Source organism: Rhizobium sp. NZLR1, from assembly GCF_017357385.1.
GTDB lineage: Bacteria > Pseudomonadota > Alphaproteobacteria > Rhizobiales > Rhizobiaceae > Rhizobium.
This window is the reverse complement of record NZ_CP071632.1, coordinates 1,290,318-1,311,623: the sequence shown is the minus strand read 5'-3', so window position 1 is coordinate 1,311,623 and position 21,306 is coordinate 1,290,318. Positions and strand designations below refer to the sequence as shown.

The 21,306-nt window shown below is 61.4% G+C and carries 20 protein-coding genes and 1 pseudogene; 10 read left to right on the top strand and 11 right to left on the bottom strand.

The genetic code is table 11. The features are described from left to right. Window positions 1-116: 116 nt before the first annotated feature. From J3O30_RS06565 to J3O30_RS06555, 3 genes are all read right to left on the bottom strand, one after another. Complete coding sequence (locus J3O30_RS06565) at window positions 117-1,127, bottom strand: ligase-associated DNA damage response exonuclease (RefSeq protein WP_207583436.1); 1,011 nt, start codon at window positions 1,125-1,127, stop codon at window positions 117-119. Between the two features lie 194 nt (window positions 1,128-1,321). Continuing rightward, window positions 1,322-2,680, bottom strand: a complete 1,359-nt coding sequence (locus J3O30_RS06560) for a tetratricopeptide repeat protein (RefSeq protein ID WP_207583435.1) — start codon at window positions 2,678-2,680, stop codon at window positions 1,322-1,324. 214 nt (window positions 2,681-2,894) lie between these two features. Further along, complete coding sequence (locus J3O30_RS06555) at window positions 2,895-3,725, bottom strand: alpha/beta hydrolase (protein WP_207583434.1); 831 nt, start codon at window positions 3,723-3,725, stop codon at window positions 2,895-2,897. A 121-nt stretch (window positions 3,726-3,846) separates the two neighbouring features. Here J3O30_RS06555 and J3O30_RS06550 point away from each other — a divergent pair, with 121 nt between their 5' ends. Continuing rightward, window positions 3,847-4,818, top strand: a complete 972-nt coding sequence (locus J3O30_RS06550) for a glycerophosphodiester phosphodiesterase family protein (protein ID WP_207583433.1) — start codon at window positions 3,847-3,849, stop codon at window positions 4,816-4,818. 19 nt (window positions 4,819-4,837) lie between these two features. Here J3O30_RS06550 and J3O30_RS06545 read toward each other — a convergent pair whose 3' ends face one another. After that, a complete protein-coding gene (locus tag J3O30_RS06545; protein WP_207583432.1) occupies window positions 4,838-6,628 on the bottom strand; it encodes a PAS domain-containing methyl-accepting chemotaxis protein in 1,791 nt (596 codons plus the stop codon). A gap of 485 nt (window positions 6,629-7,113) precedes the next feature. Between J3O30_RS06545 and J3O30_RS06540 the strand changes: the two genes are divergently transcribed. After that, complete coding sequence (locus J3O30_RS06540) at window positions 7,114-7,836, top strand: LuxR family transcriptional regulator (protein WP_207584278.1); 723 nt, start codon at window positions 7,114-7,116, stop codon at window positions 7,834-7,836. A 36-nt stretch (window positions 7,837-7,872) separates the two neighbouring features. Here the strand turns inward: J3O30_RS06540 and J3O30_RS06535 are convergent, their stop codons facing one another. After that, a complete protein-coding gene (locus tag J3O30_RS06535; RefSeq protein WP_207583431.1) occupies window positions 7,873-10,170 on the bottom strand; it encodes an EAL domain-containing protein in 2,298 nt (765 codons plus the stop codon). A gap of 260 nt (window positions 10,171-10,430) precedes the next feature. On the opposite strand from J3O30_RS06535, the gene J3O30_RS06530 reads away from it, so the two are divergent. Beyond that, complete coding sequence (locus J3O30_RS06530) at window positions 10,431-11,798, top strand: TIGR03808 family TAT-translocated repetitive protein (RefSeq protein WP_207583430.1); 1,368 nt, start codon at window positions 10,431-10,433, stop codon at window positions 11,796-11,798. 124 nt (window positions 11,799-11,922) lie between these two features. Then, complete coding sequence (locus J3O30_RS06525) at window positions 11,923-12,588, top strand: glutathione S-transferase family protein (RefSeq protein WP_207583429.1); 666 nt, start codon at window positions 11,923-11,925, stop codon at window positions 12,586-12,588. Between the two features lies 1 nt (window position 12,589). Here J3O30_RS06525 and J3O30_RS06520 read toward each other — a convergent pair whose 3' ends face one another. Further along, complete coding sequence (locus tag J3O30_RS06520) at window positions 12,590-13,486, bottom strand: LysR substrate-binding domain-containing protein (protein WP_207583428.1); 897 nt, start codon at window positions 13,484-13,486, stop codon at window positions 12,590-12,592. A 112-nt stretch (window positions 13,487-13,598) separates the two neighbouring features. Here J3O30_RS06520 and J3O30_RS06515 point away from each other — a divergent pair, with 112 nt between their 5' ends. After that, window positions 13,599-13,793 carry a hypothetical protein gene (locus J3O30_RS06515; RefSeq protein ID WP_207583427.1) on the top strand — a complete coding sequence of 65 codons (195 nt, stop codon included), beginning with the start codon at window positions 13,599-13,601 and terminating at the stop codon, window positions 13,791-13,793. A 13-nt stretch (window positions 13,794-13,806) separates the two neighbouring features. Here J3O30_RS06515 and J3O30_RS06510 read toward each other — a convergent pair whose 3' ends face one another. Next, window positions 13,807-14,298, bottom strand: a complete 492-nt coding sequence (locus J3O30_RS06510) for a GNAT family protein (RefSeq protein WP_207583426.1) — start codon at window positions 14,296-14,298, stop codon at window positions 13,807-13,809. 259 nt (window positions 14,299-14,557) lie between these two features. On the opposite strand from J3O30_RS06510, the pseudogene J3O30_RS33115 reads away from it, so the two are divergent. The 4 genes and pseudogenes from J3O30_RS33115 to J3O30_RS06495 form a co-directional block, all read left to right on the top strand. Continuing rightward, window positions 14,558-14,712, top strand: a pseudogene (locus J3O30_RS33115) (LysR family transcriptional regulator); the annotation flags it as partial. Between the two features lie 127 nt (window positions 14,713-14,839). Beyond that, window positions 14,840-15,817, top strand: a complete 978-nt coding sequence (locus J3O30_RS06505) for a phosphodiester glycosidase family protein (RefSeq protein WP_207583425.1) — start codon at window positions 14,840-14,842, stop codon at window positions 15,815-15,817. A 346-nt stretch (window positions 15,818-16,163) separates the two neighbouring features. After that, a complete protein-coding gene (locus J3O30_RS06500; protein WP_207583424.1) occupies window positions 16,164-16,814 on the top strand; it encodes a glutathione S-transferase family protein in 651 nt (216 codons plus the stop codon). 70 nt (window positions 16,815-16,884) lie between these two features. After that, complete coding sequence (locus tag J3O30_RS06495) at window positions 16,885-17,250, top strand: hypothetical protein (RefSeq protein WP_207583423.1); 366 nt, start codon at window positions 16,885-16,887, stop codon at window positions 17,248-17,250. Here J3O30_RS06495 and J3O30_RS06490 read toward each other — a convergent pair. Further along, entirely contained in the window at window positions 17,235-17,855 is a 621-nt protein-coding gene (locus tag J3O30_RS06490) for a glutathione S-transferase N-terminal domain-containing protein (protein ID WP_207583422.1), read from the bottom strand. The two genes, J3O30_RS06495 and J3O30_RS06490, sit on opposite strands and share 16 nt — an antisense overlap. Window positions 17,856-18,074: 219 nt before the next feature. Beyond that, on the bottom strand, window positions 18,075-18,431 hold the full coding sequence (locus J3O30_RS06485) for a DUF4406 domain-containing protein (protein ID WP_207583421.1): 357 nt from the start codon (window positions 18,429-18,431) through the stop codon (window positions 18,075-18,077). A gap of 140 nt (window positions 18,432-18,571) precedes the next feature. On the opposite strand from J3O30_RS06485, the gene J3O30_RS06480 reads away from it, so the two are divergent. Beyond that, window positions 18,572-19,327, top strand: a complete 756-nt coding sequence (locus tag J3O30_RS06480) for a DeoR/GlpR family DNA-binding transcription regulator (protein ID WP_207583420.1) — start codon at window positions 18,572-18,574, stop codon at window positions 19,325-19,327. Here J3O30_RS06480 and J3O30_RS06475 read toward each other — a convergent pair. Together J3O30_RS06475 and J3O30_RS06470 are read right to left on the bottom strand one after the other, a co-directional pair. Next, entirely contained in the window at window positions 19,302-20,036 is a 735-nt protein-coding gene (locus J3O30_RS06475) for a hypothetical protein (protein WP_207583419.1), read from the bottom strand. The genes J3O30_RS06480 and J3O30_RS06475 overlap by 26 nt on opposite strands. Before the next feature lie 126 nt (window positions 20,037-20,162). Further along, window positions 20,163-21,170 (bottom strand): asparaginase, encoded by a 1,008-nt coding sequence (locus J3O30_RS06470; RefSeq protein WP_207583418.1) that lies wholly within the window; start codon window positions 21,168-21,170, stop codon window positions 20,163-20,165. Between the last annotated feature and the right edge of the window lie 136 nt (window positions 21,171-21,306).

Here is a 21,306-nt window from a genome sequence, read left to right as displayed (position 1 = left end):
CCTTCGACCGCAGCGTTTTCGGTGATTTCATCGCGAGACGATGCGGCAGGTTAAGCCCCTCCCCCTTTTGGGGAGGGGTTGGGGAGGGGTTTTGATCCAGGGTGCCGCTCATCGCCTCAATCTGCCTCATCCTCATAACCGACCAGATGCAGCGGTTTGGCCTTGATGCCCTGCAGCTGGCACCAGCGCACCAGCGCCTCCTCGCGGCCATGGGTCACCCAGACCTCGGCCGGGTGCAGTTCCCGAATGGTTTCCGTCAGTTCCGGCCAGTCGCAATGATCGGAGATGACGAGCGGCAGTTCGACGCCGTGCTGTCTGGCGCGCTGGCGCACCATCATCCAGCCGGAGGCGAAGGCCGGCAGCGGCTCGTTGAAGCGGCGGGCCCAGCGGTCGGCGAAGGCCGATGACGGGCCGATGACGACGGCACCCTTGAAGGCGGATTTGTCACGGCTTTCGACGGTGGCCGGCAGCAGCTCGCCGAGATCGATCCCTTGTTCGACATAATAGTCGCAGAGTTTTTCCATGGCGCCGTGGATATAGATCGGTTCGGCATAACCGGCATCGCGCAGCAGCCTGATGACGCGCTGCGCCTTTCCGAGCGCATAGGCGCCGACGAGATGGGTGCGCTCGGGAAATTGCCTGAGTGAGGCCAGCAGTTTGCCGATCTCGTCCATCGGATCCGGATGATGAAAGACCGGCAGGCCGAAGGTCGCCTCGGTGATGAAGACATCGCAGGGGACCGGCTCGTAGGCCGCGCAGGTCGGGTCGGGGCGGCGTTTGTAGTCGCCCGAGACGACGATGCGGGTGCCGCTCTTCTCGATGGCGATCTGGGCCGAGCCGAGCACATGGCCGGCGGGATGGAAGCTCACCTTGACGCCGTTGACCAGCAGTTCCTCGCCGAAGGCGGCCGCCTGCTCACTGGCGCAGAACCCCTCGCCGTAACGCAGGCGCATGATGTCGAGCGTCTGGCGGGTGGCAAGGACGTTCACATGGCCAGGCCGGGCATGGTCGGAATGGCCATGGGTGACGAGCGCCTGCTCAACTGGCCGCACCGGGTCGACATAAAAGCCGCCTTCCGGACAATAGAGCCCTTCGGGGGCAGGATAGAGCAGCGCATCAGGTCTCATGAAACGAGAGATAGCGGGAAATGGACGCGAGGCCAGAGGGCGGAAACAGGGATTGTCGAATGCGCCGGAAACGCGCAATGCATAAGCTCGACTCCATCGGACGCTGGTCGAAACAATTCGGACAGTAACGTCAATGGCCGCCTTTCCTCAAGACGGCCATGATGATCTCCTTGGCGGTGACGCAAGCCGGTTGCTCAGACGACCGGCGTCATCAGCAGGCTCGTTCTGTCGTGGCCAACCAGCATGTCCAGTGACGTCCCAGCACGGACGTCTACCGGCTGCGGGAAGGTGTGAAGAACCTGGAGCCAGCCGCCATCATGATAGTCGTCGGGGTGATTGCTAAAAACCACGCCTTCGATCAGATCGACTTTCATCCACTGGACGACCCCGACTGCGGTGCCGTTTGCCTGAACAGGCACCGATATCTTACGCAACGCAGCAGTATGTTTGCGAGCGGTGAGATCCACTGTGGCGATCTCGAAATCATCCGAAAGCCTGGTCCACTCGGTCATCGTACCGTGAACCGGCAGACGCAGCGGGGCGAGCGCATTGAACTGCGACATGTCGAAGCCGCAGACCTCGCCGACATGGGCATAGTTCGAGAGCGTTTCGCTGGCAACCAGGCAGCCCATGGCAGCGGCGGCGCGTGGAATGACGATAGCGTCCTCGCGGACCAGTCGGGCGTGGGCGTCCTCGAAGGTTTTCAGCACGTCTTCGGCCAGGAGATCGCTCGAAAGGATCTCGGAAATCAGAATGTCGGCGCGAGCTTTCATCTCCCTGCCGACAGAAAGTTCGGTCGAGGGCTTTTCGAAGATATCGATCTGTTCGCGATAACCATTGGCAGCGATGATCCGCTCCGCGGTCTGCGCGATGACAGCCACAGTCTCACAGGTCGCGATATTGGTAGCGCCGGCGCGCGCCGCCATCATCGACAGCAGGCCGCTGCCGGCGCCGATATCGAGGATCTGCGCGTCGGCTCCGCGCAGCTCTATGGCACGGCGGATCGCCGCTTCGAAAGCGTCGTTGCGTCTGGTGTCGTTCATCATGGCGATGTGCCAGAAGGGTACGATCGATGAAGAGATGCGCCTTATCTGATGCCAGGCGTTGATATTGTCCGGCTGCAGCCGCAGAACATGACGAAACTCGGCAAGCGCCTCCGGCTGCCGGCCCGAATCGGCGAGCGCCACGGCGAGGTTGTTGCGCACGACAGGATTTTCCGGTGACAGGCCACGCGCCATCTCATAACAGCCGACCGCTTCCGCCGACCGGCCGAGCCGGCGCAGCAGCGCACCTTTTTCCATGAGGGCGACGAGATGGCCGGGATTGAGGCCGAGCAGTTTATTCCAGTAGTAGAGAGCGGTTTCGTCATCGCCTCTCTTTGCGACGACACCCGCCAGGAGCGGTAGAATATCTATCGTGCGATAGTCCTTGTGCAGGACTCTGACATAGGCTTTCTCGGCGCTTTCGAGATCTCCCGACGCCTGAAAACCCATGGCGTCATTCAGCGATTTGCGCGCGATCGAAATTCTTTCTTCCATATCGATGCTGATCATTCCGGCTCCCTGGCCTTCTCAATTCAAGCGGGGGAGCCGCGGATCGAGCACCGGCCATCGAACCGCACAATCCGCCCATGCATAGGAAGTCGCATGGGTGGGCGGCGGCCCGAAGGTTTCCGTGAACGAACGACAAACGAATCCTTCCCAGAGGATCCTACGTTTGCCGATACGAAAAAGTTACCGAATTCTTAAGAAATTCCGCTGCCGCGGCTCAACGCCGCAAGTCTTCATTTTTTTGTGTGCCGATGTCGTCAAGGAAGGACAACACCGCGGCGTTGAACTCCGCCGACCGCTGCAGCGGCGCAAAATGGCTGACGCCCGTGAGATAGATCATCTGCGCGTTGGGAATGCCGCGGGCAAGATATTCGGCGTGCTCGGGCTTGATGAATTCGTCGTGCTCGCCGAGGGCGATGGCGACCGATACGTCGACCCTGGCGAGATCGGCAGCCTGATAATTCGGCTCCGTCCGCATCATCAGGCTGACCGCCTCGACGAAGGGCTGAAAATCGTCCGGCGTCGCGGACAATGCGGCATAATCCCTGGCATGCCTGCAGAAACAGCGGTCGATGACCGGGGTCGGGACGAATTCCAGCGTGCCGCTCGGATCCATGTTGCAGGCGAAGAAGAAGACGCCCTCGACACGCGACGGCGCCGTCATGGCGAGGATCAAAGCGATGCAGGCGCCATCGCTCCAGCCAACGAAGGCCGCCCTTTCGAGAGAGAGATCGTCCATGACGGCGAGAACGTCCGCCGCCATCAACTCATAGGTATAGGGGCGGGAATCGCGGGTGCTTCTTCCATGGCCGCGGCTGTCGATCAGCACAACGCGGCGGCCGCTGCTGAGGAGCGCCGGGACCTGGTAGCCCCAGTTGCCGCTATGTCCGAGGCCGCCATGCAGCAGGATGACCGGCGGGCCGTCGCCATAGGTCGCATACCAGATGCGGGCGCCGTCCCGCCCAACATGACCTTCGACGGCGGCCGGCGGCAAGGCGGCCGCGCCATGCGCTTCGAAATGGATGAGCTCGTCGTCCTGTTGTTCCATCGCGATGACAATCCTTTCCGGCATATAAGCCATTGGCATAGAAAAGCCGGAAAAGAGCCCAAGAACAACCAGAATCGCTTTCTAGCTGTTGAATCTCTAGGTGCAATCAGGAGGGGCGGCATTGGGCAGGAAGCTTTTCTATTGCGCCGGCGCAATCGCACTGACCGCGGCCGGCATCTACCTCAACAATACCAGCCTTCTGGCGGAGCAGCGTCCGGGAAAGCCTGAACTACTCGCCCATCGCGGCATTGCCCAGCGGTTCGACGAGACCGATCTGAAGAACGATACCTGCACGGCGAGCCGCATGCTGCCGCCGAAACATGATTACCTCGAAAACACCATCCGCTCGATGCAGGCAGGCTTTGCTGCCGGCGCCGATATTGTCGAGATCGACGTGCATCCGACGACGGACGGCGCTTTCGCCGTCTTTCACGACTGGACGCTCGACTGCCGCACCGACGGCCGCGGCGTCACGCGCGAGCATTCGATGGCGGAGATGCGAAAGCTCGACATTGGCTACGGCTATACCGCCGATGGCGGCCAGACGTTTCCGTTTCGCGGCCGCGGCATCGGCATGATGCCGACGCTTGCCGAGGTGCTTTCGACTTTTCCCGATCGGCGCTTCCTCATCAACGTCAAGAGCCGTGATCCATCCGAGGGTGAAAAGCTCGCAGCCGTGCTGAACGGGCTTTCCACTGAGCGACGGGCTAAGATCATCGTTTATGGCGGCGACGAGCCGATCGATGTCCTGCGCCGGCTCGTGCCCGATCTCAAGACCGCCTCGCGCAAGAGCCTGAAGACCTGCCTTACCGGCTACATCGGCTATGGCTGGACCGGCTTGCTGCCGGATGCCTGCAGACACGCCATGATGCTGGTGCCGATCAATATTGCGCCATGGCTCTGGGGCTGGCCGGACCGTTTTCTCAACCGGATGCAGGATGCCGGAACTGAGGTCTTCGTGCTCGGCCCCTATCGCGGTAGCGATTTTTCCGCCGGCATCGACGACCCCGCGCTCCTGGCGCGCCTGCCGCAGAATTATGCGGCAGGCATCTGGACGAACGAGATCGAAGCGATCGGCAAGGCTATGAAATGAGGAACCGCCGCGCCCGGTCTCAGAACTCCTGCCAGTCGCCGCCGGCAATTGCCGCATTGCCATGGAAGGCGGCGCTCACCTTCGCAGCCATTGCGCGCGGTGGCGATGCGACGGGCTTGGAAGCTGGAGTTGCCACAACGGGGCGTGGTTGTCGTGAGGCCAGGCCGCCGATGTTGAACTGCCCTAACAGCTGGAAGAGCGCGTCAGCCTCTCTGGCGAGACTATGGGCGGCTGCCGTCGATTCCTCGACCATGGCTGCATTCTGCTGCGTACCCTGGTCCATGGTGTTTACGGCGGTGTTGATTTCCTTCAATCCCGTCGCCTGCTCCTTCGAGCTTTCGACGATCGCGAGAACATTGCCGTTGACCTGCTGAACCTGGGCGACAATTTCCTCCAAGGCCTTGCCGGTTTCGCCAACGAGGGTCACCCCGCTCTTCACATGCTCGTTGGATGCGATGATGAGCTCCTTGATCTCTTTTGCCGCTTTGGCTGATCGCTGAGCAAGCTCGCGAACTTCTTGCGCTACGACCGCAAACCCTTTGCCGGCGTCGCCGGCGCGTGCCGCCTCGACGCCTGCGTTAAGCGCCAATAGATTGGTCTGAAACGCAATTTCGTCGATGACGCCGATGATATTGCCGATTTCCGCGGACGATGTTTCGATCTTCCCCATCGCCTCGACCGCGCTGCGGACCACCGCTCCGGAGCGCTCGGCATTTTCGCGGGTCCTTCGCACCAGCTGGCCGGCTTCCTGGGCGCGGCTGCTGGAATCGGAAACCGTTGTGGTGATCTCTTCAAGCGCAGCTGCGGTTTCCTCGACCGAAGCGGCTTGCTGTTCCGTGCGCTTTGACAAATCGTCCGACGCGGAACGAATTTGCTGGGCTCCGGCAGCGATACCCGTTGCATTTTGGGCGACGACCTGCATCGCTTCGCGGAGCTTGGTAGCCGCAGCGTTGAAGTCGGTCCGGAGTTTCTCCAGTGTGGGAATGAACGGTGTTGCGACTTCCTGGGTCAAATCTCCGCCAGACAGGGCCATCAACGATCCTGCCAGCTGATCGACATTGTTCACGCGGGCAGTGACGTCGGTCGCGAACTTGACAACCTTGAATACCCTGCCGTTCATGTCGAAAATCGGATTGTAGGAGGCCTGGATATAGATCCTTTTTCCGCCCTTGCCTATGCGCAGAAACTCATCCGCGACGAACTCCCCACCCGACAGACGCTCCCAGAACCGCCGATATTCGTCACTGTTGACGTGAGCATTTTCGCAAAACATGGAATGGTGGCGACCGGTGATCTCCGCAATCTGATAGCCGAGAGCCGACAAGAAATTCTCGTTCGCCGACAGAATCTCGCCCTTCGGTGTGAACTCGATAACCGCCTGGACGCGCGAAAGTGCGTTCAATTTGCCGGCGTCTTCAGCACTTTGCAGCTTCTGCTTCGTGATGTCGGTCGCGAATTTCACGACCTTGTATGGTTTTTCGCCGCTGAAGACGGGGTTATAGGAAGCCTCAATCCAAATTTCCTTGCCCCCCTTGCCGATGCGCTTGTACTGGCGCTGATCGTACTCGCCTCGGCCGAGCTTCGCCCAGAACTCGCGATAGTCGGCCGACGCGGCGTCCGCCGGCTCGACGAATATCTTGTGGTGTTGGCCGACAATCTCAGACAACTTGTAGCCGAGCGCGGCACAGAAATTAGCATTGGCGGTTAGAATCTTGCCGGTGAGGTCGAACTCGATGATGGCCTGTGACCTGCTCATTGCCGCCAATATTGCCTTGGCATCAGATCCGAAACCAAACGCTATTTTCTTCATGCTGTTCCCCCTACTCAGGTCTGAACGAATGATTGGCGCGACCCATCACGGGCTTGTGCTGGACGAGCAACCTGAAAATAAAATCCGCTAAATTCATTAAGCACCCATTAACCGAACTGCTCGGCAAAACAGCGCTTGGCGCCGGGAGCTTTTTGTTGGAATTAACAAATCTAAATCAATGACTTAAACTTCTCCATTGGAGAGACTCCAGGACGGTAGAATATCCCTCGGCGAGGATCTCGGAGGTCAAGCTGGGGATTTTTCACCTTGGCCTGTCCCCAAAAGCCCGAGGATTGGTTTACTTTTTGTTAAGTATTACCCGCCCCTTTATGCTTGTGTTCCGGTACCTGGCGGCCGTTCGATTCTTCCTCCGCGGCGGCAAAGTTGAATCGGCCTTCGAGCGTATGGAATCGACTTCCGAGACAGGCGCTTCGGCGGGTACACCAGTGGCCATCCCGCATGCGAACGGCGGATCGGAGAAAGACATGAAGCTCGAGGCTGAATTTAATCGAATCGAGGAAGTCGCGGCAGGCTTCAACACGCATTACGAAGTGTTCAAATATATGAAGGGCCTCACTCAGGACCTTGGAATGAATGCTTTCCTGATCATGACGCTACCCACGGTCGACTTCGTCGAAATAGGCGCAACCAAAATCATTACCAACTGGCCGGCGGAAATGGTGGATTATTATGACGCCCATAATCTGATGATCGACAGTCCGGTCATCCGTCGAATGCTGAGATCGACCAGCCCGTTCAATTATGATGTCGAAGCGATCAATACCGATCGTGGCGAGGGCAAGAAGTCCACGGTCATCGAGCTGTTCTACCGGTATGGCATGGGAAAAGGTGCCTATTTTCCTGTTCACGATGCCGCGGGCGGACGCGGCGCCATGTCGATTTCGGGGCTACGGAATTTCGACATGATCGAAATGGCGAAGCTCCTGTTTATCGCCACACTCATTTATGACCGGCTTTCACAACTCACATTGAACGAGAAACACAAGCCCATCGAGTTTACGCGGGGCGAACTGGACTGCCTGACGCTGACCGCCGGCGGCAGGAAGGGCAATGAAATTGCAAAGCTTCTCGATCTCACGGAGAATGCGGTCAACCATAACATCGGCAGCGCCATCAAGAAGCTGGGATGTACGACGAGAACGCAGGCCGTCGTCAGCGCTCTGCGGCTCAATATCATTCGTGTTTAGAAATCGAGGCGATTGGCAGGCTTGTGAGATTAAGTCTCAGAGGTCCCGCGCCCGCAGTAATGCCGGAATCTCTTCCGGCGAAACCGGCTTGGAGAAGCGGTAGCCTTGCGCCTCCTCACAGCGCGCGTGCCGCAGGAACTCCATCTGAGCGTCGGTCTCGACGCCTTCGGCGAGAACCGAAAGCTTCAGCGTCTGCGCCAGCGAAATCACCGCCGAGGCGATGGCGACGGCTGTTTTGTCGCCCGGCAGGGCTTCGACCAGCGAACGGTCCATCTTCAGGCGGTCGAAGGGGAAGGTCTTCAGTGCCGCCAGGCTGGAATAGCCGGAGCCGAAATCGTCGATCGACAGGCGCACGCCAAGCGCCCGCAGCGATTCCATCATGGCGAGCGCGCGGTCGGCATCCTGCATTACCACGCTTTCGGTGACCTCCAGTTCCAGCCAGCGCGATTGCAGGCGGTGGCGCTCCAGCGCCTCGGCGACGTGAGTGGCAAAATCCGGATCGGCGAATTGTTTGGTGGAGACGTTGACGGCGATCGTCAGCGGCGTCAGGCCCATATCCTGCCATTGGCGCGCTTGGCGGCAGGCCTCGTTCAGCACCCACAGACCGAGGGGAACGATGAGGCCGGTTTCTTCGGCAAGCGGGATGAAATTGACCGGCGGCACCCTGCCCTTGGCCGGATGGTTCCAGCGCACCAGCGCCTCGATGCCGGTGATGCGGCCGGTGGCGACATCGACCTGCGGCTGGTATTGCAGGAAAAGCTGGTCGCCGGTGATCGCCTGGTGCAATTCCTCCTGCTCGCCGAGCGGCATTCCGACCGGCGCACTGCCGCCATCGTGGTGCTGCAATGTGTTGCGGCCGAGTTCCTTGGCGCGGTACATGGCGCGGTCGGCATTGGCGAGAAGCACTTCCGAGGTTGCGCCATCGAAGGGAAAGGCGGCGACGCCGATGCTCGAAGTGACGGTGATCTCGCCGCCGTAGCTGCGGATCGGCCGGTTGATGGCCTTCTGCAACTCGCGCAGACGGCGGGTGATGCCGGCATCGTGGCTCGACTGATGGACGAGCACCACGAGGAATTCGTCGCCGCCGAGGCGCACCACCATATCGGATGCCCTGACGCTGTTGGCCATGCGGGCGGCGGTTTCCTTCAGCACCTCGTCGCCGGCGGCGTGGCCGCGGCCGTCATTGATATCCTTGAAATTGTCGAGATCGATATAGGCGACGGTGACCTTGCGGTTGTTGCGCCGGGCCTGGTCGAGAATATTCGCCAGCCGTTCCTTCAGGAAGGCGCGGTTCGGCAGGCCGGTGAGATCGTCGTGATGGGCCATGAAGTGGATGCGGTCATCGACACGCTTGCGCTCGATGGCAATGCCGGCAATGTGGGTGGCGAGCGCCACCAGCTTCATCTCGTGCTCTGTGGGACGGCGGACTTGTCTGGAATAGAGCGCGAAAGTGCCGAGCACGTTATTCTGCGCGGTGGCGATCGGCGTCGACCAGCAGGAGCGGAAGCCGAAGGGGGCAATCAAGGCGCGGAAATCCTCCCACAGCGGATCGCTCATCACGTCATCGACGATCACGGCTTGGCCGCGCCAGGCGGCGGTGCCGCAGGAGCCGACCTTAGGACCGATCGTGACACCATCGATGAGCCGGCTGTAGCCGCCGGGCAGGTTGGGCGCCGCGCCGTGGTAAAGCCTGGTGCCCTCGCTGTCGAGCAGCAGCACCGAGCCATCGATATCCGTCAGTTGCTCCTCGATCATCAGGACCAGCGCCTCGAGGATCATCGGCAACGGCTCGTTGCGGGCGATCATTTCGAGCAGTTTCGCCTGGCCGCGATGGAGATCCTCCTGAAGCTTGCGTTCGGTGATATCACGGGAGACGCCGATCAGGCCGACGATCTCGCCGCGGTCGTTGCGCAGCGGTATCTTCGAGGTCAGCCGGCATATCGGCCTTTTGCCGCCGGGCAGGACGTAGCTTTCCTCCATGTCGATAGAGGCTTGTCCCGTCGCCATGATCTGCTGCTCGATATCGAAATGGCGGCGAGCCGTCTCGAAATCGAACAGGTCGAAATCACGCTTGCCGGTGAGCAGATCAGCGCTCTCGAGGCCGAGGCTGCTGGCGGTGACGGCATTGGCGAAGACGAAGCGGCCGTCACGATCCTTGACGTAGAGGAAATCCGGAAGTTCGTGGACGATTGCCTTGAGGCGCAGGTTCTCGATGCCTTCGGAGAGGTGATGGGCAGTCGAGGCCATCATCGCCTCCGTCGCGGCGACGACGCGCCGCGTTTCGGCCGACAGGGCATCGGTCGATTCCCATCGTCTGGCACTCGGTTCGTGCATGCCGCCATTCTCCCCGGTGGGCCGAAGGCCCACACCCCGCATCGTCACCCGAAAAATTCCCTTCAAAGTAGTCCCCATTCCCTTCGGCTTGCTTAAATGAAAGGGTGAACAAGACGACAAAATCCGCGGTGATATCCTGCCGTTGCCGATCGCCATAACCGCAAATCCGGCCGCCTGCCCCAGAAAGAGACAGGCCCCCTGGCATGTTTCCTGCTATGGACATGCCAATGAATGAACACGCCATGATCAGGGAGCCCGGGATGCCTTCACGCCGCGACATGCTGCTCCTTCTCGCCGCCTCGGCGATTGCGGGCGGGGCATCGCGTGCGCTGGCCTCGCCGCGGACGGCGGCCGCCGAGCCCAATTTGCGCGGGACGATCGACGCAGCGGAATATCGCGCCATTCCCGAAAGCGGCGACCGCAAAAACCGCAACCTTGAGCAGATGATCAAACAGGCGGCGCGCGAAAACGTGCCGGTCTTCCTGCCGCCCGGCACCTACCGGATCTCCAATCTGACCCTGCCCGACAATACACGCATATCGGGCGTGCCCGGCGCCTCGCGGATCGTCTACACCGGCGAAGGCCAGCTGTTTTCGGCCGAGAACGTGCGCCGCATCGAGCTTTCCAATCTCGTCATCGACGGCGGCAATCGCTCGCTCGCCGACCACGCCGGCGGTCTGCTGCAATTTACCGGCGTCGACGAACTGCTGATCGACAATTGCGAGATCGGCGGCAGCCGCAAACACGGGCTGCAGTTGGAGCGCTGCGGCGGGCGGATCGAGCGCAGCCGTATTTCCGGTGCCGGGCAATCCGGGCTTTATGCGGTCGATTCCGCCAATCTTTCGGTCACCGGCAACACGATCTCCGATTGCGGCAATGGCGGCATCCTGGTGCATCGCTGGAAGAAGGCGGAGGACGGCACAGTCGTTTCCGGCAACCGCATCTCCAACATCCGCGCCAATGACGGCGGCACCGGCGAAAACGGCAACGGCATCAATATCTTCCGTGCCGACGGGGTGATGGTGGTGAACAACCATATCTCCGACTGCGCCTTCACGGCGATCCGCGCAAATTCGGCATCGGACATCCAGATCAGCAGCAACCAGTGCCGGCGATCCGGCGAGACGGCGATCTATGTGGAATTCGCCTTCGAGGGCGCCGTCGTTTCCGCCAACATGATCGACGGAGCAGCGAACGGCATCTCGATCGCCAATTTCGACGAGGGCGGCAGGCTGGCGAGCGTGACCGGCAATGTCGTGCGCAACTTGACGCTGAAAGGGCCCTACCAGCACGAGGTCGGTTTCGGCATCGGCATCGCGGCGGAGGCCGATACGCTGATCTCAGGCAATGTGATCGAAGGCGCGCCGCGCTGGGGAATGCAGATCGGCTGGGGTCCCTATCTGCGCAACGTCGTCGTCAGCGGCAATGTGGTGCGCAAGGCGCCTGTGGGATGCGCCGTCTCGGTCGCCGATGGCGCCGGCACCGCCGTCATCACCGACAACATCTTCCAGGAAACCACAGAAGGCGCGGTTTTAGGCTTCCAGTGGGAGAAGAAAGTGTCGGCCGAGATGGCCGGCGGCGGCTCGCCTTATGCGCAGCTCACCGTCGAGCGCAACCGCGTTTCGTGACTTCGTTTTCGCGAGTGCCTGGAACTCCGCCATCAAAAGCTTTCATCATCCCATCAGCGGCAGGGACTTTTCCGGGGCCGATCGCGCAACTACGGTCTCTCGGAAACATTGAGGGGATACGGTCATGCTGACAATCTACGGAGTTTATCGATCGCGCGCCTCGCGCGTCTACTGGATGGCGGAGGAGCTTGGGCTGGAGTTCCGGTCGGTGCCGGTGCTGCAAGCCAGGCGGCTCGCAGACCCGCTGGCATCAGAGGCGCCCCTCAACACGCACTCCCCGGATTTTAGTGCGGTCAACCCGATGTCACAGATCCCCAGCATCAGGGATGGCGAGTTCGTCATGCACGAGTCGCTGGCGATCAATCTCTACCTCGCCCGTAAACATGGCGGTCCGCTTTCCGGGAAAACCGTCGAAGAAGACGGTTTGTTGACGATGTGGTCGATCTGGGCCGCCTCGCAGGTCGAGCCGGAGACGGTAAAGATCGTTCTGACCTATGATAACGGCCTGGAAAACAGCGATGAGGGCAAGCAGGTGATCGCCGCCGCCTGCCGCGCGCTGCGCCGGCCGCTTGCGGCTCTCGAAAACCACCTTGCCGGCAGGGAATGGATCGTCGGCGACCGCTTCACTGTTGCCGATCTCAATATCGCCGAGGTGCTGCGCTACGCCCAGAGCGAGGAGGCCGTTTTCAACGCACATCCCAATATCAAGGCGTGGATCGAGCGCTGCCAGTCTCGCCAGGCCTATAAGGCGATGCAGGCGGGCCGCAGCCTGGAGCCGGCCGAGGCCTGAGTTACCGGAACAGCGCCTGCGTGCCGGTCATTTCCTCGCGGATCCAGGCTTTGAAATCCCTGACCTTCTTCGGCTCGCGCGTGCCTTCGGCAGTGACGAAGTAATGGCCGAAGCCGGTTCGGGCGCGAATGCCGAAGGGGGCAGCGAGCCGGCCTTCGGCGAGCGCAAAGGCGCCCAGGGTCTGCCAGGCAAGCATGACGCCCTGCCCGGCGATCGCCGCATCGAGGCAGAGCGAGGCATCGTTGAAGACGTGGCGGGTCGCGGGTGTCGCGCCTGACAGCCCCGCCTCGCGCATCCAGACCTCCCAGGTGAACATGGCGCGGCCGTCGACGACGGCAGGCAGCGCCAGGATATCGGCTGGCTCTTGCAATCTCGCCGCCATCTCAGGCGAACAGACCGGAAAGATCTCCTGCTCCAGCAGCAGTTCGGCCTTCACATCAGGCCAATTGCCGGTGCCGACGCGGATGCCGATATCGACATCGCAAAGCGCCGGGTTGACGAGATTGGTCGTTGCATCCAGCCGCAGCTTGATATCGGGATGACGCTCGGCGAAGCGATCGAGCCTGTAGACGAGCCAGCGGGCGGCGAAAACCGGCGCCACCGAGATGGTCAGGATCGTATCGTCCTTGCGGCTTGCGATCGACACCGCCGCCGAAAGACGGGCAAAACCCTCGTTGAGCGCGAGCAGCACGGGCCGGCCGGCTGCGGTGGCGATCATTCCCCTGGCGGTGCGCTCGAAGATCACCTGACCGAGCTGGGCTTCGGCCTTGATTACTTGCTGGCTGACGGCGCCGACCGAGACGCCGAGCTCGTCGGCGGCCGCCTGCAGCGAGCCCAGACGACCGACGACTTCGAGCGCCCTGAGGCCGTTGATATGGACCGTGTTGAGGTTCTTCATGCAGTTTTTCTATAGCAGCGTCGCATTAATCTCAATTGAAAATCCGCTTAGGAGAGCCGACATTACAGCCTGCGACCATCATCCCGCACCGCCGGAGAAAGCGAGGCATGCCATGTCGTTGCTGAAGTTTTTCTTGAAGCCCGCCCTTGCCATGGGCGGTGCAGACACTACGCTAGTCTGGAAGGACGATCCGCTTCGGCATCCCGAGGTCGAGCGCATGTCGATGCGCGAAATTGCCGATCTTCCGCTCGGAGCAGAGACCGGGTTTTCCGCCGAGGCCAAACCGCCGCTGGCGAAATGCGCGTGACGGTGCGCGCCGCTTAGGCGATCGATGCCTGCCAGCAAATCACCTGACCGTCTTCCGGATCGATGCGTTCGCCGGTGCGGATAAATCCGTTGCGTTCAAGGGCACGCTGCGAGGCGATGTTTTCCACGCCCGTATCGGCCGAAACGAGCCTAACGCGCGGGTCTTTCCGCGCCCATTCGAGCAATTCTCCGATAGCGCGCGTGACGTATCCACGCCGCTCGCGACCCGGAACAATCCCATAGCCTATGTGGAGTTCGCCGTTCTCAGGCGCACGGATGATGGAGCACAGTCCGACGATCTCGCCATCCTCGACAATCATCCAGGCGGAGGGGGTAAATTCGGCGCCGATCTCCGCGGCGATCCTCGCCAGCATCTCCAGAACATCCGGAGGGGCGATCGCGCTATCGGGAACAAGGCGCGTATCTGCGGGCGCGGCGCCGTTCAGCAACGCGTCGAAATCATAAGCAGTCAATTCGATGATCATATTCTTCTCGACATTGGACATGCGCCAGCTTTGGCGCGTCAAGGCCGAGCAGCAAGACTAGCCCTCGATTGAATTCGAGCCGCGTCTCGTCCTTCCGCCTCGGCCAGTGCGTTCTGAATATTTTGCGACGGCAAACAAAGGCGTTCTCCTATTGGGGCCTGATACCGGAATGAGCGAATGCGGATTGATACTGAAGCTCGCCGGCCTCTTTGTCCAGGCTTCGCAGGGGACCAATCAATTTCGTGATGTCATCCAGACGCCCTCCATCGTCACCCCATCACTTCCGCCTGAGATGCAGATCATCACCGACAGGCTGCCGTCGCCTCCTATGTCTTCCGTCGTGGGCGCAAGAGGCGAAACCCGGCGCTCGACACTCTGGTCAGACAGATCGAGAGCGAAATCAGCCGTTACGGAGGACTGGCCCTGGCAAGCTGAAGGGGCTATTTCGACAGAGCGGGCAGCCTTTCCACCGTAGAAAAACCTTACTTGGGAGCTGCATTCGGGCGACGCCACGCCAACCCGGCGTCGCGAAGCCCTATCTGTTTCAGCAAAGAGATTTTCAGTGCCAGCAATTCGAAAAATCCTGTTCGGACTCCTAGCAATTTTAACGGTCGTCATTGTCGTCAGCGCCGGCTGGCTCTGGCAGGTCGCGGGTGTTTATGGTTTCAACACCGTCCTGCGGCGCGGTGGAACCTATTGGGTCAAAGTCAAACCGGACGACGAGCGCCTTTCCGCCTCCATGCGGTTGGCGTTGAGCCCGGTAATCCCGGCCGTTTTGCCCGGGCCGCTGGTCTGGCAAGAGCCGGAGACGGGCTTCGAAGTGGCGGAGCTGCCGGTTCTTGCCGATGGCCGCGAGGTCGACCGGATCTTTCTCAGCAGAATTGACCCGGCCCGCTTTCGATTCGTCACCCGTAATGCGGCTGCGGGCGATACCGGCATCGACGAATGGGAAAAGGCTTTGCCCAACGCAGTGCTCATCGTCAACGGCAGCTATTATGACATGCATGGCAGGCCCGACACGCCGTTCATCAGCGAGGGTATTGCGATGGGGCCCCAGCAATATGACGCGAAGGCCGGCGCCTTCATTGCCGGCAAAGACGCTGCCGATATCCGCGATCTGACCCATCAAGATTGGCGGGTCGCCTTTGCCGGCGCGTCGAACGCCATGGTTTCCTATCCGCTCCTGATCGGCGACGACGGGCAGACTCATGTGAATGTGAAAAGCCGCTGGCTCGCCAACCGAACCTTCGTCGCCAGGGACGATTTGGGGCGTATCGTCATCGGCACGACAAAGGACGCGTTCTTTTCCCTCGACCGGCTGGCAGAGTTTCTGAAGACCTCGCCGCTCAATCTCAAGGTGGCCCTCAATCTCGACGGCGGTCCTCTCGCCTGCCGAAGTGTCCGGCTGAATGACTATCGGCAAAAATTCTACGCTAGATGGGAAGCTCAGGTGGACGACGACAGCGTAAACCTGCTCAGCTGGCCGATTTCCGAGGCCAATTGGGCCATGCCGATGGTACTGACGGTCGAGCGGAAGTAGGTCGGCATCTGATCGAGCGCGGCGACAATCCAAGCGACCTGAACGTCTTCTCATCGCCCCGTGGAAACTGGTAAGCCATGATGCGCGGCCTCTTCACCAACAAGACGGTCCGCAATCTCGTTACGGCCGGCATCCAGCCCGGCTCCACGGTCCATGTCCCGTCTGGCGGGGCCTTACGAGGGATCTGGCGATAGTCTCAAGGCTTGCCGCGCTGAATTGATCTGGCCCCGGCGAGGATTATCGCGAGCATCGGTGTCGGAATCGTGTTTCGCCAGCCGTCTTTCAAGCCATTGTAACACGCCTTACATCGGCATCGATCTAAGGATAAAATTATAGGGAGGAAGCGATGACAATTACTATTACCGCCTTTGAACGCTCGCCCGATCGCGGCCGGGGTCTGGCGCGTGACATGCGCGTTCGCTGGGCGCTCGAGGAAGCGGGCGAGCCTTACGAGGTTCGTCTCGTTTCGTTCAAGACGATGAAGGAGCCCGCGCATTTGGCGCTTCATCCTTTCGGGCAGATTCCGACCTATGAAGAAGGCGATCTCACTCTGTTCGAGTCCGGCGCGATCGTGTTCCATATCGCCGAGCGCCATGCGGAACTGCTGCCGGCGGATACGAATGCCCGGGCACGCGCTGTCACGTGGATGTTTGCCGCGCTCAACACAGTAGAGCCACCGATCTTCGAGCGCAGCCTCGCCACAATCCTCGAGCGCGACGAACCCTGGTACGAGCAGCGCCTGCGTGCTCTCGAAGACAGCATCTGCAAACGGCTGGGGAGCCTTTCCGCTCGCCTTGGCGATGCCGACTGGCTCGATGGCGCATTCAGCGCCGGCGACTTGCTGATGGTGACGGTGCTGCTCAGGGCGCAAGCATCGGGTCTATTGGAGGAATATCCAAACCTTGCCGCCTATGTCGCCCGCGGCGAAGCCCGGCCGGCCTATCAGCGTGCTTTCGCGGCCCAGCTGGCGGTGTTCACCGCTGCATCGGCCGGCTGACAAAGGTTCCGCTTTCTGTCCGAAGCGGGCGTGGTTTCAGGTTTCGGATCAATGAGGGGAAGGTGAGACAATGGCCGGCGACGTCGATGCAATTTTTGAGCGCCTCAAGCAGCTGGCTGCGGAAGCAGGCTTGCTCGATGTCGAGGAAAGCACCTCCTATGGCAACCCGGCGCTGAAGGTCGCCGGAAGGGGCTTCGTCGCGGTGAAGGACGCCGAGACGATCGTGATCTCGATAGGTCTGGACGACAAGGATCATCTGCTCGAAATGGCGCCCGACATCTATTTCCAGACCGCGCATTATATCGGCTGGCCCCATCTGCCGGTGCGCGCCGCCGTGATCGGCGACGAGGAATTACGGTTGCGGCTCATCGGTGCCTGGCTGTTCCGGGCGCCGAGGAAACTTGCTGCCCGTTCCGGATATCAGCCTCGATCGTAGGCCAGCGCCCGCTGGACGGCCGGGCGCTGCAGCATGCGGGCGTGATGGTCGCTGACCTTTGCGAAGCGGTCGGGGTCGACGCCGTCGGCGGGCAGCCAGCCTGTCATCACGAAGAGATAGGGATCGGCGAGCGAATAGGCCTCGCCCATCGCCCAGGGGCCTTTGAACATCGTCTCTTCGATCAGGGTGAAACAATCCGCCATATTCTCAGGCACTTTCGCCTTCATCGCCTCGATCGCCGCCTGATCGTCGGCCCAGCGAGAGCCGCGCGGGCGATGGGCATGGTTCACATGCACCGTCGAACAGAGATAGCTGCTGAAGGCCTGCAGCCTTGCCAATTCGAAGGCATCGCCGAGCGGCGCCAGTTTGGCGTCCGGCGCGCTTTCAGCGATAAAACTGAGGATTGCCGGGGTTTCCGTGAGCACGCCGCGCTCGGTGACAAGGGCGGGCACACGGCCCTTCGGGTTGATCTGCAGATAGTCCGGCGAGCGCTGCTCGCCATTGGCGAAGCTGAGCTTTCTTGTTTCGAAGGCGAGGCCTGATTCTTCCAGGGCAATAAGGCTTGCGAGCGCGCAGGTTCCTGCCGCGTAGTACAATGTCAGCATGGTGATCCACTCCCTTTCGGCACGTGATATAGCGCAGGGATGGGTGCGCCGGAACTAGGGAAATGGCGTTTTGCCTCTGCGTCGGCGCGGGCGAGGAGCAATGATCGGCATGCCGTGCCGTCTCCCTCAACCGCCCCGAAGGGTCGGTCGAGGGAGTGAGCAAAGCCGCAAATGCGCTGAGCTTAAGCGAAGAGCAACGCTGAGGCGCCGCGCAAGTCTTCAGCCGCAGCCCGGCACGTCTTCCAGCCGATGCCAGACCGGGATGCCGCGCTCCCTGCAGATGCGCACGTCGTTATCCGCCCCCTTGGAATCGCCCGGCAGGCGCAGCACGCCTTCGCAGAGCTGCAGCAGCCGGCCGGCGACTGGGTGGAAAATCTCCTCGTAAAGCGCGTCCCCGACCGACTTGCCGCCGGCGGCGTGCCAGATCGGCAGGGCCAACCATTCGCCGATCATCGGCACGTGGCCGGCGACAAACAGTGCGTGCGAGGGTTGCTCCAGCCGCTTCAAGTTGGCGGCCATTTTATCCGGGTCGTCGCCGGTTCCGGACCGATACGGGCCGGCAATCAAAATCAACATCATCCACTCCATCGCTCCGCTTATGCGTGAGCACTCCCGGCTTCATGCACGGGATTTCGTGAAAATGCATGATATTTCTTGAATGTCGAGTCTGTTCGTGCAATATCGGGCTAATATGTTTAATTTCGTGCAGAGACCCTATGCTGACGTCACAACGCAAAACCCTCATCCTCGACATATTGCGCCGTGATGGCCAGGTGATCGCCAAGCGCGTCGCCGAGGATTTTTCCCTTTCGGAAGACACGATCCGCCGCGATCTCCGGGAAATGGCGGCGGAGGGGCTGTTGAAACGGGTGCATGGCGGCGCGATGCCGCTTTCGCCCGACCTGCCGGATTTCACCGCGCGGGCCAGCGTCTCGTCAGAGATCAAGGCACGGCTCGGAGCTGCTGCGGCGGCGATGGTCAGGCCGGGACAGATGATCTTCCTCGACGGCGGCACGACGACGGCTGAGATCGCCCGGCACTTGCCGCGCGACATGCCGCTGACGGTTGCGACCCACAGCCCGACGATCGCCGCCGAACTCGAGTACCACCCGACCGCCGAGGTGATCCTGACCGGCGGCCGGCTCTACAAACATTCGATGGTGGCAACGGGCGCGGCAGCGGCAGCGGCGATCTCGCAGTTGCGCCCCGACCTGTTCTTCCTCGGCGTCACTGCCGCGCATCCGGTGCATGGGCTTTCCACCGGCGATTTCGAGGAGGCGGCAATCAAGCGGCATATCGCCGGCTGCGCGGCCGAAACGCATGTGCTGCTGACGGAGGAGAAATTCGATCTCGTCTCGCCCTGCCCTGTGCTTGGAATTTCCGAGGTGGCGGGATTGATCGTGCCGGCGGAGATGACGGCCGAGCGGCTGAAGCCCTATCGCGACCTCAACGGCGCGATCGCCGCAGCGTGATGGCGCGGCGGGCCGGCGGCGCGGCAGCATGCAGCAAGAGGCTTGCGGCAAGAGCCGCGACGAAGGCCGCCAGCACGGCATAAGCGGGCGCCATGCTGCCGGTTCCAAGAGTGAGCGCTGTCTGCAGATGTGGCTGCACCAGCGCGATGGCGACGGAAAGTGCCGGCATGTCGAGCAGGGTTCCGGCGGCTCGCGACAGTTCCGACATGAACGCTACCCCAGCAAGCGCGCCGTAGACGGCCGTCAGGCCGAGTGTGAAGCGCAACGGCACCGAGGCTGCGAGCGGCATGTCGCCATCCTCGAGGGTAAGCATGAGATAGGCGACGAAAGCGGCCAGAAACAGGAAGGCGACAGGCAGCGCCGCCACCGTGGCAGGTCGCGTCAGAGCCGTTGCGTCCGCTGCCAGGAAGAGGAGGACCGGCGTGGATGCGACGAACCAGACCGCGACGATCGGCCCCCAGAACCAGATGAGCGAGAGATAGTGAAGCCGGAGCAGCGTCGCCATGAAGAGCACGCCGATCGCGGTCCAGATGCAGGCGGGTTTGAGCACGCTCGATATTGTCAGGATGGCCGGTTCGCAGGCGCCGGCCATATTCCCACAGCCGGACAATTGCATAACGAGCCAGGTGATATAGTCGCGGCTTAGCGCGGTGAACATGAAGATGCCGATACCCATCAGCATCCACCAGAGATAGCGGCCTGCAAACATGCCCTGCCCTCATGGCTTGGACTGTGCTCACGTCGCCCCGAAGGGGTGAATCCGCGATCGTAGGACGCACCCTCTTTATATTAGGTAATTCTTATTTTTCTAATAACTTATACATGCGCCTCGCACTCATCCGGCCAAGGCGGAAGTGACCCTGACATCGCCGACATGAATGCCGTTCCAATTGCGCATCGACGTTGCGGCATGGGCCATCAGGGCGGCATGCACCTTCTCTTCGGCCTCGAAGAAGCGGGCGAGTGTCGCCGCCACCATGGCTTCGGCTGCGCGGGTGGTACCATCCTCGCATTTCAGCGCAATGGCGATGCCCTTTTCCGGGATGGCGGCGCAGAAAACGCCCTCGGCGCCGGTTTTGACGAAGATGCGACCGGGGGCGATCTGCATCAACGTGGTGCAGGCGCGGCCGGAGCCCGCGACATAGAAGGGCTCGGCCATGCAGGCCTCGACCAGGCGGCGAGATGCCTTGGCGCGTAAGGGCTCCAGACCGACGCCGGTCGCCATTTTGGCAAAGCCGTGGGCTAGGCTCCTGAGCGGCACGGCATAGGTCGGGATCGAGCAGCCGTCGGTGCCGCAGCTCTCGGCGCCAAGCACGGCGCCGCTCAGGCTTTCCATCGCCGCGCGGATCTCGACTTGCAGCGGATGCTGGTAGCCGACATAGCCTCTCGGATCGACGTCCTGGTGGCAGCAGGCGCAGATGAAGCCGGCATGTTTTCCCGAGCAATTGTTGTGCAGCGCGGTCGGCGCATCGAGCGTGCGGGCCTGATGGATGAGGGTTTTCTGGTGGAACGACCAATGGGCGCCGCATTCCAGCACGTCGGCATTTCGGCCGGCGCGCGACAGCATCGACGCGGCAAGCGCTACATGCTCGTCCTCGCCATTGTGCGAAGCGCAGGCCAGCGCCAATTCCTTGTCACCGAAACCGTAAGCATCGGCTGCTCCGCTTTCGACCAGCGGCAGCGCCTGCATCGCCTTGCAGGCCGAACGCGGGAAGACGGCGGCGTCGATATCGCCCAGCGAGAAGACAAGCTTGCCGTCGCCATCGACGACAGCCACCGCGCCGCGATGGCGACTTTCGACGAGCAGGCCGCGGGTGACTTCGACGGTGACGGGATTGTTCATGAGTTCTCATTCGGGTTCTGGCGGGATGCGGCAGGCATAACGCGTCAGGGCGCGAAAGCCAACGGGGTTGACGTTTTGTCCCGGTGCAGCGACGGCCCCTACGCGGCTACCCGCTCCGCGGACGGTGAGTTTGACG

What these genes read in the sequence shown, in the direction of transcription:
- J3O30_RS06525 (WP_207583429.1), top strand. Translation starts at nt 11,923, where the DNA reads ATGCTGACAATCTACGGAGTTTATCGATCGCGCGCCTCGCGCGTCTAC.
- J3O30_RS06520 (WP_207583428.1), bottom strand. Translation starts at nt 13,486, where the DNA reads ATGAAGAACCTCAACACGGTCCATATCAACGGCCTCAGGGCGCTCGAA.
- J3O30_RS06475 (WP_207583419.1), bottom strand. Translation starts at nt 20,036, where the DNA reads ATGTTTGCAGGCCGCTATCTCTGGTGGATGCTGATGGGTATCGGCATC.
- J3O30_RS06535 (WP_207583431.1), bottom strand. Translation starts at nt 10,170, where the DNA reads ATGCACGAACCGAGTGCCAGACGATGGGAATCGACCGATGCCCTGTCG.
- J3O30_RS06480 (WP_207583420.1), top strand. Translation starts at nt 18,572, where the DNA reads ATGCTGACGTCACAACGCAAAACCCTCATCCTCGACATATTGCGCCGT.
- J3O30_RS06515 (WP_207583427.1), top strand. Translation starts at nt 13,599, where the DNA reads ATGTCGTTGCTGAAGTTTTTCTTGAAGCCCGCCCTTGCCATGGGCGGT.
- J3O30_RS06510 (WP_207583426.1), bottom strand. Translation starts at nt 14,298, where the DNA reads ATGTCCAATGTCGAGAAGAATATGATCATCGAATTGACTGCTTATGAT.
- J3O30_RS06490 (WP_207583422.1), bottom strand. Translation starts at nt 17,855, where the DNA reads ATGCTGACATTGTACTACGCGGCAGGAACCTGCGCGCTCGCAAGCCTT.
- J3O30_RS06540 (WP_207584278.1), top strand. Translation starts at nt 7,114, where the DNA reads ATGAAGCTCGAGGCTGAATTTAATCGAATCGAGGAAGTCGCGGCAGGC.
- J3O30_RS06470 (WP_207583418.1), bottom strand. Translation starts at nt 21,170, where the DNA reads ATGAACAATCCCGTCACCGTCGAAGTCACCCGCGGCCTGCTCGTCGAA.
- J3O30_RS06495 (WP_207583423.1), top strand. Translation starts at nt 16,885, where the DNA reads ATGGCCGGCGACGTCGATGCAATTTTTGAGCGCCTCAAGCAGCTGGCT.
- J3O30_RS06545 (WP_207583432.1), bottom strand. Translation starts at nt 6,628, where the DNA reads ATGAAGAAAATAGCGTTTGGTTTCGGATCTGATGCCAAGGCAATATTG.
- J3O30_RS06485 (WP_207583421.1), bottom strand. Translation starts at nt 18,431, where the DNA reads ATGTTGATTTTGATTGCCGGCCCGTATCGGTCCGGAACCGGCGACGAC.
- J3O30_RS06560 (WP_207583435.1), bottom strand. Translation starts at nt 2,680, where the DNA reads ATGATCAGCATCGATATGGAAGAAAGAATTTCGATCGCGCGCAAATCG.
- J3O30_RS06565 (WP_207583436.1), bottom strand. Translation starts at nt 1,127, where the DNA reads ATGAGACCTGATGCGCTGCTCTATCCTGCCCCCGAAGGGCTCTATTGT.
- J3O30_RS06555 (WP_207583434.1), bottom strand. Translation starts at nt 3,725, where the DNA reads ATGGAACAACAGGACGACGAGCTCATCCATTTCGAAGCGCATGGCGCG.
- J3O30_RS06500 (WP_207583424.1), top strand. Translation starts at nt 16,164, where the DNA reads ATGACAATTACTATTACCGCCTTTGAACGCTCGCCCGATCGCGGCCGG.
- J3O30_RS06530 (WP_207583430.1), top strand. Translation starts at nt 10,431, where the DNA reads ATGCCTTCACGCCGCGACATGCTGCTCCTTCTCGCCGCCTCGGCGATT.